The sequence below is a fragment of the Sphingomonas sp. OTU376 genome, assembly GCF_038440415.1.
Lineage (GTDB): Bacteria > Pseudomonadota > Alphaproteobacteria > Sphingomonadales > Sphingomonadaceae > Sphingomonas > Sphingomonas kyeonggiensis_A.
Map to the genome: position 1 here is coordinate 68484 of NZ_JASATQ010000006.1, position 15383 is coordinate 83866.

Genomic DNA, 15383 nt, shown 5'->3' on the forward strand with positions numbered 1-15383 from the left:
TAGACGCTCCGCGGTCCGCCCGGCGGACCGCATGTTTCCGGACGCCGCGCCGAGCGGCGCCCGGCATGTCGAGATAGAACAAGGTGAAAATCATGAAGATCTGGCTGCTTGCGGCGGTTGCCGCCTTCGGCATGACTCTGGCCGGATGGGATACCGGTATCGTGGCGAGCGCGATGGCGACGCTGACCGGCGAGTTCGCACTGTCGCCCGCCGCGCAGGGAATGGTGGTAGCCGTCGCGCTGTGCGGAGCGGCGATGGGCTCGTTCCTGTGTGGCCGCCTGACCCGTGCGTTCGGCGCGCGGCGCACCATCATCGGCCTTGGCTGTGCTTATGCCGCGCTGGCCCTGGCCTCGTCGATGGCGCCGAGCTTTGCCGCCTTGCTCGCATGCCGGCTCGGCATCGGCCTGGTGTTCGGCGCGACCGCGGTGGTTCCCGTCTATGTCGCGGAGATCGCGCGGCCGGAGAAGCGCGGCGCGATGGTCTCCTTCGCGGCGATCTACACCGCGCTTGCGATCCTGCTCGCCTATCTGGCTGGAAAGGCGATCATCGATGCCGGCGGCGGATGGCGTTCAATGTTGGCGACCGGCACGGTGCCGGGCCTGCTCACCGCACTCGGCCTGTGGGCGTTGCCCGAGAGTCCGCGCCAGCTCCTCGCCTGGGGACAAGACGCGCATGCGAGGCGCGTCTCCCGCTATCTGGGCCTCGATGCGCTGGCCATTTCCGGCGACACGCCACCGGCAGGTGTCACGCCCCTTCCCTGGCGCCAGATGTTCGCGCGCCCCGTGCTCGGGCTCGTCCTTGTCGGTATCGGCACCACCTTCTTCCAGCAGGCCTCCGGCATCAACGCGGTGCTTTATTTCGCGCCGCGCCTGTTTGCCGGCGCAGCGGGCGTGAACGGGCAGATGGCGGCAACGATCGGCATCGGCCTGATTAACCTGCTCGCCACGCTGGTGGCGACCGTTCTGGTCGACCGGGCCGGTCGGCGCAGCCTGTTGCTCTGGGGGACCGCGATCATGGACCTGCTGCTCGTCGCAACGGCGCTCGGCTTCTGGATCGGCGCGCCGATCGGCGTGCTCGCCCTGCTGCTCTGCGGTTTCGTCGCCGCTTATGCCATCGGCCTCGGCGCCGTGCCCTGGATCCTGCTCTCGGAGGTCTATCCCCTACCCTTGCGCGAGCGTGCCATCGGCCTTGCGGTGCTGACCTTATGGGGCACCAATCTGATGGTCACCGGCGCCTTCCCTGCCCTTGCGAGCGCGCTCGGCGCGGCGGGATCCTTCCTGCTCTTTGCCGCGCTGAGTGCGCTGGGCGTCGCCTTCATCTGCTGGTGCGTTCCCGAAACCAGGGGACGCACGCTGGGCGAATGACCGGACGGAAAATACTCGCGGCGCGTCCGGATATCGCCGGAGCGGCGCATCGCAACGGGCGACCACATTGCCTCGCCAACTAGGAGCCGAACCATGACCTCGACACGCATTCAACCTGTCTTTCTGTTCGATCTCGACGGCACGCTGGTCGACAGCGTCTATCAGCATGTCCTCGCCTGGAAGGATGCGCTCGACGCCGAAGGCGTCGAGCTGGCGGTCTGGCGCATCCACCGCCGGATCGGGATGAGCGGCGGGCTCTTCACCAACGAACTCGTGCGCGAGACCGGCCTTGCCATCGACGAAGAACGCGCGACCCGCCTGCGGCGGAACCATGCCGCCGCCTATCGGCGCTACGGCGATGCGATCCGCCCCCTGCCCGGCGCGCGCGAGCTGCTGGCATGGCTAACCGATGCGGGCATCCCCTGGGCGATCGCAACAAGCGGGCGCATGGAGACCGCCGCGGTCAATCTCGCGGCACTCGGGGTCGATCCCGAGCGTACGCCCGTGGTGACGCGCGACCAGGTCAAATATGCCAAGCCGGACCCCGACCTTTTCATCGCCGCGGCAGAGCGGCTGGGCGCCCCAATCGAGACCGCGATGGTCGTCGGCGACAGCATCTGGGATATGCTGGCGGCGATGCGGTGCCGGGCGCTCGGGGTGGGCCTGCTCAGCGGCGGCTATGGGCTGGACGAGTTGCGCGACGCGGGGGCAATCCGTGTCTACGAGGATCCCGCCGACTTGCTGCGCCATATCGACGAAGTCGGTGGGCGCCGCTGAATCCAATCGCACGCCAAAAACGCCGTGACAGCCTCACGCCTACAAGGGAAGCCCATGCGCTGCATCCATCACGTGGCCATCATCTGCTCCGACTATGCGCGCTCGAAGCAGTTCTATACCGAGATACTGGGATTCGGGCTCCTCCACGAAGCCTATCGGGATGACCGCGATTCCTGGAAATGCGATCTGGATGCGGGCAATGCGCGGATCGAGCTTTTCTCCTTCCCGTCGCCCCCGCCGCGGGTATCGCGGCCGGAGGCATGTGGCCTGCGCCATCTCGCCTTCGCGGTGGGCGACCTCGCCGCGGAAGTCGCACGACTGGAGCGCCTGGGGGTGCGTACCGAGCCGGTGCGGCAGGACCCCTATACCGGCAAGAAATTCACCTTCTTCGCGGATCCCGACGGGTTGCCGCTCGAGCTCTATGAGGAGAGCCTGTCCCGCCCGGAGCAGGCGGGATAGGAGCCGGCGGGAAACAGGCTGACCGATCGGCGCATCCTGGGCCCGAAGGCATTTGCGACCGCGCAGGTCAGAATGTGCCCGGGAAGCTCCCGCCATCGAGCAACAGGTTCTGTCCGGTCAGATAGCCTGCCTGGCCGCTGCATAGAAACGCGCAGAAGGCGCCGAACTCATCGATGGTACCGAAGCGTCCGGCCGGGATTGCCGCGCGCCGCTGCTGGGCGACACGATCCGCTGTACTCGAGGATGCAGCTGCCGCCGCTTCGAGCGTCTTGTGCAGCCTGTCGGTGTCGAATGCGCCGGGAAGCAGGTTGTTGATCGTGACGTTGCGCGCCGCCAGCCGCTGCTGGCGTGCGAGGCCGGCGACAAAGCCGGTCAGGCCGCTGCGAGCGCCGTTGGAGAGACCCAGCACGTCGATCGGCGCCTTGACCGCGCCGGACGTGATGTTGACGATCCGGCCGAAACCGCGCTCGGCCATATCATCCACGACAGCGCGAATGAGGGCGATCGGCGTCAGCATGTTCGCATCCAGCGCAGCGTGCCAATCGGCGGTTTCCCAGTTCCTGAAGTCTCCGGGAGGCGGCCCGCCTGCGTTGTTCACCAGGATGTCCACCTGCGGGCACAGCGCCAGCAATGCTTCCCGGATCTCCGGATGCGTCACGTCGCCTGCCGCGGCACGCACTTCGACCGCCGGAAAAGCGGTCTTCAGCTCGGCCACCGCCACCGCGAGGGCTTCGGCGCCCCGGGCGTTCAGGACAAGGTTGACGCCTTCCCGGGCCAGCGCTGTCGCGCATCCCCTGCCCAGGCCCTTGCTCGACGCGCAAACGAGCGCCCAGCGGCCCGCAATTCCCAAGTCCATGCGTGATCTCCGTTCCGGTAACGCGTCATGCCAAGCACGCCTGCGCCAGGTGCCAGGCGGACCTTGTGCCGGTTCCACGACAAGCCGTGGCGAGCAGACAAGGCACGCGCACCGGTCGCGCCAGCGTTTGCGTCAGGCCGTACGCAGCAGATAGCTGTGCTCGCCCGACAGGACCAGTTCGCCATCCTGATTGTGGACCGTCACATTGGTGGTGACCTCGCCCTTGTCTCCCATCGGCTTCAGCGACGCGATCTCGAGCGCAGGGTAAAGCGTGTCGCCGGCATGGACTTCCTTCAGGAATTTCACCGACAGGCCGGTGAAGGCGATGAAGATCGATCCGAAATTATGGGGAAGCAACGTCGCGCCCGGCGCCGTGAAGGCGAGCACCTGCAGACCGTGCACGACCGGCGCGGAATGACCGAAGCGTTTGGCATAGCCGACATCATAGTGGATCGGGTGATTGTCGCACGACACTGCCTGGAAGGCGGAGGCATGGGCATCGGTCAGCGTGCGACTAGGCGCCCGGAAAATCTCGCCGACCTTCAGCTGGTCGAAGGTTCGCTCGGGGACGACGTGCCAGTCGGTCGGGTCAAATGCAAAGGTCACGGCTTGCTCCTCAGGCCGGGTGGATCATGTCGCGGGCATAGTCGAGGCCGATGCCGTAACCGCCGCCATGATCGACGACGATGCTGCGCGCGGCTTCGTAGGTATCGTGCCGGGTCCAGTCCCGCTGCATTTCGAGCAGGAACTGGAGCCAGGAGGTCAGCACCGCCCCGGCCTGCTGCATGCGTTGCAGCGCGGCCCTGTGGCTCTCGGGCGTGAGGCCGCCACAGGCATCGGCGACGACACGCACCTCGTGACCATCCTTCAGGGCCGACAGGACCGGGAAGCTCACACAGGCCTCGGTCAGCAGGCCCGCGAACACGAGTGTGGGCCTGCCGGTCCCGATGACCGCGGCTTTTGCCGCGTCATCCTCCCACAGGTTCATGTTCCGCCGCTCAACCGGGGTGACCTCGGGCAGAACGGCGCGAAGCGGCGGCATGAGCGGCCCGCTATAGACCTTAGATGCCGATGTGCTGACGACGACGGGAATGTCGAACGCGCGAGCCGTGCGCGCCAGGGCAATCGCATTGCTGCGCAGCGCCTGCCGGTCGGCCGAGCCGGTCGCAAATGCGAGGCCCGCCTGTTCGTCCACGAGGACGACGGCACAGTCGGCAGGGGTCAGGAGGGATGTTGCGGTCATGATCGCCCTCTGGTGATGGTGGCGAGCAGCTAGGCGCAGCGGCACTAGTCGGGCTTGTCGAAAATTCAGGTTTCTTGGACACCTCCCGCCTGACCAGCTCGCAAGATGCGCGAGTGCGGAAAGCGCCCTTCCCCACGCAACAGCGCGCGCGCAACCAGATTGGGTCTGATTTTCCGCTGCGTGCTTTTGCAAGTGTGACGGGCTCCACTCGTTCTCTTGCCGGAAGGGTGAGCGGGCCCAAACGCCATCCTCGACAACCGGAAGGAAACAACGTTGGACATGGACGTCAGCGTGCCGTCGGCGCGCACCCAGGCTCCCCCGCGGGAGCGCCTCACCCCTTCACAGCAGCGTGCATTCGACAGCGCACTCGTCGCGCATCGTGCGAACGCGCTGATCCTGCTCGAAAGCGAGCCGGGCATGGGCAAGACCAGCGTTCTCCGGGCGATGCACCAGGAGACCGGTGGCAAATATCTCGATGCCGAGGACATCGTTCGGGCGCATGCCCGCTCGGGTGGTGGCAATTACGAGGAGGTGGTCTACCAGACGATCCGCGAGGCGATCCGCGACAACGACATCCTCTATTACGACAATGTCGGCGACTTCCAGGCAGCGTCCCACGCGCATGGCTATCGGCGCCCGGAAGTCTTCGATGCCGTGTTCAAGGCGATTTATGACGCGGTCGACAAAGCCGGCAAGAAATTCGTCTGTACGGCAAGGCGCACCGACATGGCGGCGCAGCCGGGGCAGATGGTCCTCTTCCGACCGGTCAGCATTCAGATCGAAAACCTGAAGCAGGCCGATTACCGGTTCATCTTCGCAGCGAAGCTGGGAGAAGACGCGGTCGCACGCATCGACTTCGACAGGGTCTATAGCTTCTCGCGGAGCCTGTCGGGGCATTATCTCGGCATCCTGTGCGATCAGCTGTCAGCGCGCGGGATGGCGAGCCCGACCACCGGCGATGTGCTCGACGTTCTCAATGTGCAATTGCTCAAGTCCAATGTGGACACCCGGGAGATCGAGAATATCGATCTGAGCACGCTCGTCGGCGTGGACGCGATCATCGAGAAGCTCGATCGCACGATCCTGTTGCCGTTGCGCGAGCCCGAACTTGCCCGCGAACTCGGGCTGCAACCCAAGCACGGCGTCATCCTGTACGGGCCGCCCGGCACGGGCAAGACCACGATCGGCCGGGCACTCGCCCATATGATGAAGGGCAAGTTCTTCATGATCGACGGCGACTTCGATCATCAGAGCAACGCCTTTTTCGACATGGTCAAGGCTTTGTTCCACCAGGCCCAGCGCAATGCGCCGTCGGTGATCTTCATCGATGATGCCGATGTGATCCTCACCGATCCGCGGCTTGCCTATTTCGGCCGGTACCTGCTGACGCAGCTCGACGGGCTGATGAACGAGGCGTCCAACCGGATCTGCGTGATGATGACGGCGATGGACATGCGCGGGCTGCCGCTTGCGCTGCTGCGCTCGGGCCGGATGGAGGTCTGGCTCGAGATGAAGTTGCCGGACGCCACTGCCCGCAGCAGCATCATCGAAAGCTATGTGCGCCGCCTCCCCATCCCCGCGCCGTCGTTCGACATGCGCGCTCTGGAGGAGGAAACGGAAGGCTTCACGCCGGCCGACCTCAGGCGCGTCGTGGCCGATGCGACGGGCCATCTCGCGTTCGACCGGCATCTGGGCGACCGGCCGCAACCGTTCGATGTCTATCTCCGCCGTGCCGCGACCGCCCTGCGAGGTCAAAAGGTCCTCGCCAACGAGGCGTTCGGCAAGCGTGGTGGTCGCCTCTTTCACTGATGGGGCGAACGCTCACCATTCGGCAATCCGGACAATTCGCGCGCGCCGAGCGCGCAGACAAGGAATTTCATATGACGCTCATTTCCCCTATCCAGCAGCGAGATTCTGCGCAGGTGCTGCATAGCCTGACCCCGACCCAGCAGGCCGCGCACGACCTCGCGCTCTCGACGATCGCGGGTGCGAACATCACCGTCATCAAGGCCGATGTCGGCATGGGCAAATCCCTCGTCGCTGCCCATCTCCAGGCCCGTCTCGGCGGAGCGGTATATTCGCTCGATCAGGTCATCGGCGAAATCGCGGAGCGAGGCGGCCACAAGCTCGAGGATGTCCTGGTCGGTTTCATCGTGGAGGCATTGCGGCACGACGACCTCATCTTCCTCGACGATTTCACGATGTTCGACCGGCTCGGCGATTTCAACGTCGTCGAACGCCCAGGCTACCTGGTCCATGTGATGGGAGCGCTTTACGAGCAGATCATCACCGCCGGCGCCCGGCTCGTGGTGCTCACCTCGGAGCGGCTGGACCGCAACAACAGCACGATGGCAGCGGTTGTCGAAATGGAGAATCTGGTCGGGAACGACTATTTCACCGTCATCCGCAACCAGATGGGCGCGCTCGCCGGCGACTTCGATACGGACAAGGTGTCGCGGACCTTCAAGAAGCTGACCGGCTACCAGATCGTGGCGGCGACGAGCAGCCTGAAAGAGCGAGGCGTCACGGCCATCTCGGCGGAGGACTTCATCGAAGCGATGGACGCGTTCACGCCCCGCTCCAATCTCGTGGTCGAGGATGTCGAGGATGTATCGCTCGACAGCCTTGTCGGCGTCGACGCGATCGTCCGGGAGCTGATGCGCACGATCGTCATCCCGATGACCCAGCCCGAACTTGCCCGTGAGCTTGGCCTTAGGCCGGCACGCGGCGTCCTCCTTCACGGCGAGCCCGGAACCGGGAAGACGACGATCGGCCGGGCGCTGGCCCGCCAGATGAAGGGCAAGTTCTTCATCATGGACGGGTCGACCGAGCCTGGAGGTGCCGACAAGCTGCTTGCGGCAGCAGAAGCCTCGTCGCCCTCGATCTTCTTCATCGATGATGCCGACGTGATCTTCAGGAATGGAGACAATTCCGGCTTCGTGCGCAAGCTGCTTACCAAGCTGGACGGCATCGAGAGCGAGTCCATCGGCAATGTCTGTATCATCATGACTGCGATGGACGTCGCCGACATGCCGCCGGCGATCGTCCGGTCGGGTCGGGTGGAGGTCTGGGTTCATATGGAACTTCCTGACCCCAAGAAGCGCACCGACATCATCCGCCACTATGCCAGCTCGCTGCCCGCGGAACTGCGTCAGTTCGACGAGGAGCGGCTGATCGAGGCGACCGAAGGTTTCGTCCCGGCCGACTTGCGCGGTCTCGTCGGTGACGCGCGCGGGCATATCGCCTTCGATCGGCACAAGGGCCGAACGGAGAAGAGCTTCGAGGCCTATCTTCTCGATGCCGCCGAGGAAATCCAGGGGCGCAAGGCCATTCTGGCGATGCTCTCCGGAAAAGGAAGCGGGCGCGCGAAGGCAGTGAAAGCCGTTGCTCGCGAAGAGGGGCCGCAACCGACCTTTACAATTGTCACCCGGCCCTGAGCGGCGGGTGGCCCGGGGGCGTATCGCTATGCCCCGATCGCGTCACCTGCCGGACCAGCGCCGCTTCACCACATCGTAAATGCAGCATCGGCAGTCGACATACTGCCGATGCTCGACGTTCGGGGATCGTCAGAGCGTGCAGGTTGCGACGGCTCTCGATCTGTCGCCCATTCTATCGCCAAACTCACTTTGCAGCATGAAGCGCCACCTGCTTCTTCCGATGGGAAAACCTCTTACCGCAGCAGGTGATCCATTTGCGGCGTGGGCAGCTCGAAAGGCTGCCTACGCTGGGATGTAAGCGGCAACGAGGCTGCGGCTCAAAGCGGGTTCGCGTACTCGTCGATCGTCGTGAAGGCCGCCGTTCGTACGTTCGCGGCATCGCCGGCCACGATCACGCTATACCGTGTGCGATCGCCAACAAGCACGGCCACGGCGTCTATGTCCTTGGTCGTGACGCCGCGAATGCGATCCTCGACATGATCATGAAAGTCGTCGGGCAGCCCGTTCACGATGCGCTCGATCAGTGCGTTCATGATCGCCGCCGTCCCGGCCCATCGAGAAGCGAGCCCGACGAGCAATCGGGAACGGGCTTCCTCGATCTCGTGGCTCGTGACACGGCGTTCGCCCCCAAGCGCCTTCAGTTCGAGCTCGATCTGCTCAAGGGCATCCAGCGTCTTGTCCCCCTGGACTTCGGTCCGGATCTGGAAGCTGCCGATCTGGGGACTGACGTAGACGTTGCTGCTGGCGCCGTACGTCCAGCCGCGGCGTTCGCGCAGATTGGAATTCAATCGGGAATTGAACGAGCCTCCGAACAGGCTGTTGAAGATTGCGAGAGCCTCGTTGCCCAAGGTGATTTTGGGGGACGCCATCGCAAGGAGCAAGGCGGACTGCGGACCGCCGTTTCGCTCGATGAAGTAGGCGCCGGGCGATGGCAGCCAGACCGAGGTCGGGGCCTGCTGCGTCACCAGGGCGGGAGCCCAGCCCCCGAAGGCTTTTTCAACCATCGCCATCACCGCATCGAAGCTGCAGTCGCCGACGATGGCGAGCGTTGCCTGGGCGGGATCGAGCCAGGCCTGATGGCGCGCGACAATCATCTCGCGCGATATCGCCCGAAGGCTTTGGGCCGTGCCGATGGGAGAGCGGGCATAGGCATGGGTGCGCCCGTAGATAAGAGGCGCCGCCGCCAATGTGGTTGCCGCCCCCGGGGCAAGGCCGCCGGCCTGTGCTTCGGCGGCCTGGCGATCGAGCAGAAGTCGCAATTCGTCTTCAGGGAAGGACGGTTCCAGGAGCATCTCGGCCATGAGATCCATCGCCTCGCCGAGATCGTAGCGAAGGGCGCCCATGGTCAGGACGGTAAAGTCCTTTTGCAGGGAGGCGGAGAAATTCAGGCCCTTCTCCGCCATGGTTTCCGCGAGGTCGAGCTTCGTTCGTGAGCGCGTGCCGGCGCTCAAAGAATTGAGGGTGATCTGGGAAACGCCGTCCGCGCTTTCCGGATCGAGTGTCGATCCGTTGTCCAGACAAAGCGCCAGCCCGGCGCCGTGCGTCCCGCTTTGCCGCACGAACTGGATCGCAAGGCCGTTTGAAAGCCGGCCATGCTCGACTCTCGGGAAAGCGGGCGCATGCGGCTCGCCCATACCGGGAGCCCGCGACCGTTCCGCGGCGTCGATCCGCGACGACACCGCGTCGAACTTCTGGACATCGACCTCGAGCGCCTTGCGAGAGAGCCATCGTGCCGCGACCTCACGGACCATGTCCGGCGTCGCGCCGTCGATCAGATCCGCGTGCGTGAGGTGCCCGTCGGGCCGGCCGTAAAAGGTCATGTTGTTCGCGAGCAGATCGGCAACCTGACCGATGTCATCGAGCGCGCGCAGGAACGTCGTCCGGCCAGACTTGCGTACCCTGTCGAGTTCCTGCTGTGTCGGCCCCTCGGCGATAAAGCGCGCGATCTCCTCGTCGATGGCGGCTTCCACGGCCGAAGGCGTCGCGGTCGGGGCAAGCGTCGAAATGACGTGGAATTCGCCGCAGAGATACCTGCCGTCCTGGTTGACGTTGATCCCCAGGCAGAGTTTGTCGTGGTCCACCAGCCGCTGGGCCAGTCGGCTGAAACTGCCGCCCCCCAGGATCTGTGCAACGACATGGAGCAGGGCGGAATCCTGGTCCGCGGCGTTGGGAGTGGACCAGATCGAATAGAGGCGCCGATAAGGAACCCGGTCGAAAAGCGTTACACGCTTCGTCTCGCGGATCTCGGGCAGCCACTGCGTTGCGCGCCTGACGGGCGAGCCCGCAGGCAGGCCTCCGAACCAATATTCGACCTTCGAAAGAGCTTCTTCGAAGCTGATGTCGCCGGAAAGGACCAGAATAGCGTTCGAGGCGCCGTACCAGCGCGCGTGCCAGTCCGCGACGGTTTCGATGCTCGCATTGTCGAGGTCCTCGAACGATCCCAGCACGGTGTGGCCATAGGGATGTTCGCGCGGATAGAGGGCGGTTGTGACCGCCTCGAAGACACCGCCATAAGGCGCGCCTTCGCGCTGGCGCTTCTCGTTCTTCACGACCGACACTTCATCGGCGAGCGTCGCGGCATCGAGCCCGCCCAGCAGATGGCCCATGCGGTCCGATTCCATCCAGAGCAGCTGGTCGAGCGCGGCGCTCGGGACCGTCTGGTAGTAGTTCGTCCGGTCGAGATTGGTCGTCCCGTTCACGCCGACGCCGCCCATTGCCAGAATGGTCTTGTGCCAGTTGCCGCGGCGATGCTCGCTCTCCTTGAACATCAGATGCTCGAAAAGATGGGCAAAGCCGGTTCGCCCCTGGGGTTCGTCCTTGGAGCCGACATTGAAGCGGATCTGGGAACAGACGAGCGGATTGCGACGGTTCTCGTGTACGATCAGGGTCAGGCCGTTGGCGAGCACCGCCATTTGGTAGGGGACTGGCGGAAGCGTCATGCTGTTCGGATCTGCCGCGTCCAGGGGGGCCTCGATCAGGGCTGGGTACTGCATGCTCATGGCTCTTTCTGGTTGGGGAAACGGAGGTCTAGGGCCGCTTCTTGATGTAGAATTCCACCGGGACGACGAGCACGACGGTGTCGCCTGTCATGCTCGCCGGCGGTACCGGATAGGGACCCGCACGCCGCGCCAGCGCCAGGGTCTCGCTGTCCAGCGCGGAATAGCCGGCGCTACGACGCAGCGCGGCATCGACGAGGCGCCCCCTTCGATCGATCGCAAGGCGGAGGAAGACGGTATCCTGCTGGCCCGCACGCTGGGCCTCGGACGGATAACGCTTGTTACGCTCCAGTTTCGCCAGGATGCGGCCCTCCCACGCCTGCTCGGCATCGGAAGGGGGCGCGACATTGCTGCCTTCGACCGGGGCCGCGCTGTTCGCCTTGACGGGTGCTTCGCTTGACTGCGGGGCCGTGGTCGCCCGTGCTTCCACCTTGGCAACCGATTGGGTCGGGACGGGATCGGGCTTGTCCTTGGGGGGCACCGCGAAGTCGGGCTTGAGCGTGGGGTCCGTCTGGGGCGGCGGATCGAACTTCAGCTTCTCGACCGGGCGAGGCGTCGCCGCCGCTTCCTGTTGTTGCGGCCCGGGAGGAAGTTCGTTCGGGGGAACCTGCGGCGAGGAAGGCATTACCGCGAGGTCGACGACCATCGCCGCCGGCGGCTGGGCTTGGGATGGCGCCCTGCCCGCCCACTGGACCATCATCGCGGCGATCACCGCCGCGTGAACGGTCGCGGAGGCCAGCAGCGCGACCGGCCAGGGGCGCTTCGCTTCCAATGGCGCGACCACCGGTTCACCCCTTTGCTGCGGTACGATGGTCAGCGTCGGTGGCCCCGCCCGATCACCGCGCGACGCGTTTGCGCGAAGGTCGGACGGCGGATCCATGGGCGGAATGCTTGCCTGGGGCGTCAGACCGGTGATGATCCGCGTCACCCCGCCGCGCCTTCGTTACTGTCCTCGGTAACCAGGCCGACCTTGAGGTACCCGGCCTTGCGCATGTCATCCATGAGCCGCATCAGGTCGCCATAGGGTACGCCCTTGTCGGCGCGCAGCATGATGCGCGCCTGCTTGTTGCCCCTGGACTCGCGATCAAGCTCGCGACCGATCACGGCACGGTCGATCTGGCGGTCGCCGAGCGAGACCTTGAGATTCCCCTGCAGGCTGAGGATAATCGGATCCTGCTGCTCGGGCTCTGCCTTGGCAGTCGAAACCGGGAGCTCGAGCGGTACCGAGACCGTGGCGAGCGGCGCCGCGATCATGAAAATGATCAGCAGGACAAGCATGACGTCGATGAACGGCGTGATGTTGATCTCGTTGATCTCGTCCATCTCATCGCTGTCGCTACCAAGTTTGATCGACATTATGGCTTCTCCACCTAAGCCTGATTGTGGTCGGGGTTAGCGGCGCCCGGCCTGGGCCAGTTCGACCTCCCGGCTGACCAGGCACGCGACGCGCGCGGTCATGTTGTGAAGGCGCCGGCGAACCGCTGCCATCTGGCGGGCGAAGAAGTTGTAGAGGAGCACGGCGGGGATCGCTGCGACGAGCCCCATGGCGGTCGCGAGAAGGGCTTCCGCAATGCCCGGCGCAACCACGGCGAGATTGGTGGTTTGCGCCTGCGAGATCCCGATGAAGCTGTTCATGATGCCCCAGACCGTTCCGAAAAGGCCGATGAACGGTGCCGTCGCGCCGATCGAGGCAAGGAGGCTGAAACCGGTTCGCATGGATTGAATGGCATCGCCCTCGACCGTGGACAGCCGGATCGAGAGACGATCGGTCATGGCATCCGAGGATCTTTCGCTCAGGATGTCGGCGCAGCCGCTGAGTTCCTGCCTGGCGACATCCATGATCGCAACGCTCGTGGCGGACCCGAGCGTACCGACAGATTCCAGCGACGATGCCGAGTCGAGCCGGGTCTCGTCTGCCTTCATCGCGCGGATCGTTCTGTTGAACTCGAGATATTTGACGAGGCAAACGCCCCAGGTGACGACCGATGCCGCGAGCAGCAGGAGCATCACGGATTTCACGACCCAGTCGGCGCCCAGGAACATCGACAATGCGGTGATCCTTGCCGGTGCGACATAGGTGAGGCCTGCGGCCGACGCCGGCGAAGCGGCTACCAGAATGGCGACGGGGCACATGAGATATTTTCGCAATTCGTCCTCGCTCGAGTTTGCCAGAACGTGACGCCCGGCATTTCGTCATCCTGTCATTGAAACGAGTCTCGTCCGCGGGAATCGCAAAGCCGTTCGTCGAGAAATATCGCCGCTGATCGACCGGCGAGCAGAACAGGCCGCGCCTGCCGGGACGAGCCCGGCAGGCGGTGTCGGGGCGCCTGATCGCCCGGTCAGCGAAGAATCTTCAGCGGCCCGATGCGCGTCAGGGTAAGCCCTTGCGAGGAAGCCAGGGCGCTCAGCCAGCCGTCGGTACGCTCCAGGTCGATGACCGCATTGATACGCCGCTGCGCGGCCTCGCTGTTGAGCAGCACTATCTTGCCGCTGTCGTAGCGATCGAGCTCTGACAGGACCTCGCCCAAAGGCCTGTTTTCCATGATGAGGCGGCCCCGCATCCAGGCGGTCGCGACAGAAGCATCGACCGCGCGCAGCGCGCCAAGTCCGCGATAATCGAAGCTGATCTGGCGATCAGGGGTCAGCACTTCCGTGCGCGCGCCAGACGTCACCTGGACGCGCCCACGCGTCACGGTCACGATCACGCTATCGTCGTCCCGCCGCCGGACCGTGAACGCAGTACCCAGGACGCGTACGACCCCGTCGCCGGACGAAACCACGAACGGGTGCGCCGGATCATGCCGGACATCGAAATAGACCTCACCGCGCGCGAGCGAGACGTGTCGCGCGCCGTTGTTGAAGTCGGTGCTGATGGCGGTATCGGGGCCCATTGCGATCTTGCTGCCATCCGGCAGCGCCAGCCCGGCTTGGACCGACGAGCCGCTGACATGATCATATTGCCAGACCCGGACATACTGGACAGCCGGCAGGATCGCGAGCGCAAGCGAGGCTGCAATCCCAGCGATGCGCCACCTGCTCGGGGACCGTGAGACGCCCGCCACTGCCGGCAGAGGCTCGGGCGCGGGCAGAAGTGCCGGTACGCCCGGGGAGACGGCATTCGGCCAGCCCGCCTCCTCCTGCTCTTCGAGAATGGGGCCCAGTCCTGCCCACAGCCTGGTCGCGCGCTCATAGGCCAGCGCATTGTCGCGGTCCTCGCTCCAGGACCCGAATTCCTTCCGCTCCTCGGCGGTCACCTCTCCCGAGGAGAGGCGCACGACCCAACCCAGCGCTTCCTCCTCGAGGTCGCGATTGGCAGCGCCCATCTTGTACGGGTCGGACGGGAAATGACTCATGCCGCCTAAACGAGCCAGCGCAGAGAAATTGTCAATCAAGCCGGTCGAGACCTCCAAGAGCATCCCGGCACCGCAAGAGGGCCTGAAGGACATATTTATCGACAAGGCTCTTCGACACGCCAAGGCGTTCGGCGACCTCGCGGTGGCTCAGCCCGTGGAGACGAACCAGGACAAACATTTCACGTGTATGCTTGGGAAGGCTGCTCAGGACCGTCTCGATCTGGCGTGCCTTGTCGGCGGCCAGTGCGAAGGCCTCCGGTGATGCCGCACGACCATCGTAGGTCGCGGTGACGGACGCCATCCCATCGAGAATATCCTCGCGGCGCCCCTCGACCCGCTCGTGATCGATGGCAAGGTTCGAGGCCATGCGGAACAAGTAGGCGCGGGCCTCCTGGAAATTGGGGAATTCGAGCGTAACGCGGCAGCATTTCATGTACAGGTCTTGCACGAGGTCGCTCACGCAGTCGGGCGATCTGACCCGGCGACGCACGATGCGTTCAAGGTCTCCCCGCACATCCAGAAACACATTCTCGAGCCTGATACGTTCGACTGCTGTCACTCTGGCGCTCTCATGCACTTTTGCTTCACCCTCGAGCACCTCTCCCTGGCAAGCGCATGCTCATCCACGCCTGAAGCAACAATTGATGAGGTGCCCCTAGAAAGGGTGTCAACCTATGCGATCGGTTAGTTCGGCCGGGATTCCCCGGACCGGTTGCGCACCACTTCGATTGCAATTCGGCGAGCCATGCCTCGTTTCACAGAAATGGGGTGCCGGCGGCCGCCGGCCCGGTCTCGCGGGGAATCAATGACAGTCAGAAAAACACAATATTCCAAGATGTTTGTGGCCGTTATCACTACGATACCGGTCCTTGGATGCAGCGGGGCGCCAGCCGGAAAA

At 64.7% G+C, this 15383-nt stretch carries 14 protein-coding genes; 5 read left to right on the top strand and 9 right to left on the bottom strand.

The window, feature by feature from the left end:
* Positions 1 to 92: 92 nt before the first annotated feature.
* The 3 genes from AAHM44_RS04325 (at position 93) to gloA2 (ending at position 2600) form a co-directional block, all read left to right on the top strand.
* Entirely contained in the window at positions 93 to 1364 is a 1272-nt protein-coding gene (locus AAHM44_RS04325) for a sugar porter family MFS transporter (protein ID WP_342249164.1), read from the top strand.
* A gap of 93 nt (positions 1365 to 1457) precedes the next feature.
* Positions 1458 to 2141: an HAD family hydrolase gene (locus AAHM44_RS04330; protein ID WP_342249165.1), complete on the top strand. Its 684-nt coding sequence runs from the start codon at positions 1458 to 1460 to the stop codon at positions 2139 to 2141.
* Between the two features lie 54 nt (positions 2142 to 2195).
* Positions 2196 to 2600: an SMU1112c/YaeR family gloxylase I-like metalloprotein gene (gene gloA2, locus AAHM44_RS04335; RefSeq protein ID WP_342249166.1), complete on the top strand. Its 405-nt coding sequence runs from the start codon at positions 2196 to 2198 to the stop codon at positions 2598 to 2600.
* A gap of 67 nt (positions 2601 to 2667) precedes the next feature.
* On the opposite strand, the gene AAHM44_RS04340 is transcribed toward gloA2, so the two are convergent.
* From AAHM44_RS04340 to AAHM44_RS04350, 3 genes are all read right to left on the bottom strand, one after another.
* Entirely contained in the window at positions 2668 to 3456 is a 789-nt protein-coding gene (locus AAHM44_RS04340) for an SDR family oxidoreductase (protein WP_342249167.1), read from the bottom strand.
* A 132-nt stretch (positions 3457 to 3588) separates the two neighbouring features.
* Positions 3589 to 4062 (bottom strand): MaoC family dehydratase, encoded by a 474-nt coding sequence (locus AAHM44_RS04345; RefSeq protein ID WP_342249168.1) that lies wholly within the window; start codon positions 4060 to 4062, stop codon positions 3589 to 3591.
* 10 nt (positions 4063 to 4072) lie between these two features.
* Positions 4073 to 4699, bottom strand: coding sequence for a hydrolase (locus AAHM44_RS04350; protein WP_342249169.1), 627 nt, complete (start codon positions 4697 to 4699; stop codon positions 4073 to 4075).
* Between the two features lie 279 nt (positions 4700 to 4978).
* Between AAHM44_RS04350 and AAHM44_RS04355 the strand changes: the two genes are divergently transcribed.
* Together AAHM44_RS04355 and AAHM44_RS04360 are read left to right on the top strand one after the other, a co-directional pair.
* The gene (locus AAHM44_RS04355; protein ID WP_342249222.1) at positions 4979 to 6508 is read left to right on the top strand and encodes an ATP-binding protein; all 1530 of its coding nucleotides are present in this window, start codon (positions 4979 to 4981) and stop codon (positions 6506 to 6508) included.
* 71 nt (positions 6509 to 6579) lie between these two features.
* Positions 6580 to 8136 carry an ATP-binding protein gene (locus AAHM44_RS04360; RefSeq protein ID WP_342249170.1) on the top strand — a complete coding sequence of 519 codons (1557 nt, stop codon included), beginning with the start codon at positions 6580 to 6582 and terminating at the stop codon, positions 8134 to 8136.
* Positions 8137 to 8453: 317 nt separating this feature from the next.
* On the opposite strand, the gene AAHM44_RS04365 is transcribed toward AAHM44_RS04360, so the two are convergent.
* From AAHM44_RS04365 to AAHM44_RS04390, 6 genes are all read right to left on the bottom strand, one after another.
* Complete coding sequence (locus AAHM44_RS04365) at positions 8454 to 11129, bottom strand: M16 family metallopeptidase (protein WP_342249171.1); 2676 nt, start codon at positions 11127 to 11129, stop codon at positions 8454 to 8456.
* Positions 11130 to 11163: 34 nt separating this feature from the next.
* Positions 11164 to 12060 carry an energy transducer TonB gene (locus tag AAHM44_RS04370; RefSeq protein ID WP_342249172.1) on the bottom strand — a complete coding sequence of 299 codons (897 nt, stop codon included), beginning with the start codon at positions 12058 to 12060 and terminating at the stop codon, positions 11164 to 11166.
* Positions 12057 to 12488 (bottom strand): TonB system transport protein ExbD, encoded by a 432-nt coding sequence (exbD, locus tag AAHM44_RS04375; protein WP_342249173.1) that lies wholly within the window; start codon positions 12486 to 12488, stop codon positions 12057 to 12059. Before exbD ends, AAHM44_RS04370 begins: the two co-directional genes overlap by 4 nt.
* 36 nt (positions 12489 to 12524) lie before the next feature.
* A complete protein-coding gene (exbB, locus tag AAHM44_RS04380; RefSeq protein WP_342249223.1) occupies positions 12525 to 13175 on the bottom strand; it encodes a tonB-system energizer ExbB in 651 nt (216 codons plus the stop codon).
* A gap of 296 nt (positions 13176 to 13471) precedes the next feature.
* Entirely contained in the window at positions 13472 to 14524 is a 1053-nt protein-coding gene (locus tag AAHM44_RS04385; protein ID WP_342249174.1) for a FecR family protein, read from the bottom strand.
* Positions 14517 to 15044, bottom strand: coding sequence for an RNA polymerase sigma factor (locus AAHM44_RS04390; protein ID WP_342249175.1), 528 nt, complete (start codon positions 15042 to 15044; stop codon positions 14517 to 14519). Before AAHM44_RS04390 ends, AAHM44_RS04385 begins: the two co-directional genes overlap by 8 nt.
* Between the last annotated feature and the right edge of the window lie 339 nt (positions 15045 to 15383).

What these genes read in the sequence shown, in the direction of transcription:
- AAHM44_RS04325 (WP_342249164.1), top strand. Translation starts at nt 93, where the DNA reads ATGAAGATCTGGCTGCTTGCGGCGGTTGCCGCCTTCGGCATGACTCTG.
- AAHM44_RS04330 (WP_342249165.1), top strand. Translation starts at nt 1,458, where the DNA reads ATGACCTCGACACGCATTCAACCTGTCTTTCTGTTCGATCTCGACGGC.
- gloA2 (WP_342249166.1), top strand. Translation starts at nt 2,196, where the DNA reads ATGCGCTGCATCCATCACGTGGCCATCATCTGCTCCGACTATGCGCGC.
- AAHM44_RS04340 (WP_342249167.1), bottom strand. Translation starts at nt 3,456, where the DNA reads ATGGACTTGGGAATTGCGGGCCGCTGGGCGCTCGTTTGCGCGTCGAGC.
- AAHM44_RS04350 (WP_342249169.1), bottom strand. Translation starts at nt 4,699, where the DNA reads ATGACCGCAACATCCCTCCTGACCCCTGCCGACTGTGCCGTCGTCCTC.
- AAHM44_RS04355 (WP_342249222.1), top strand. Translation starts at nt 4,979, where the DNA reads ATGGACGTCAGCGTGCCGTCGGCGCGCACCCAGGCTCCCCCGCGGGAG.
- AAHM44_RS04360 (WP_342249170.1), top strand. Translation starts at nt 6,580, where the DNA reads ATGACGCTCATTTCCCCTATCCAGCAGCGAGATTCTGCGCAGGTGCTG.
- AAHM44_RS04365 (WP_342249171.1), bottom strand. Translation starts at nt 11,129, where the DNA reads ATGCAGTACCCAGCCCTGATCGAGGCCCCCCTGGACGCGGCAGATCCG.
- exbD (WP_342249173.1), bottom strand. Translation starts at nt 12,488, where the DNA reads ATGTCGATCAAACTTGGTAGCGACAGCGATGAGATGGACGAGATCAAC.
- exbB (WP_342249223.1), bottom strand. Translation starts at nt 13,175, where the DNA reads ATGTTCCTGGGCGCCGACTGGGTCGTGAAATCCGTGATGCTCCTGCTG.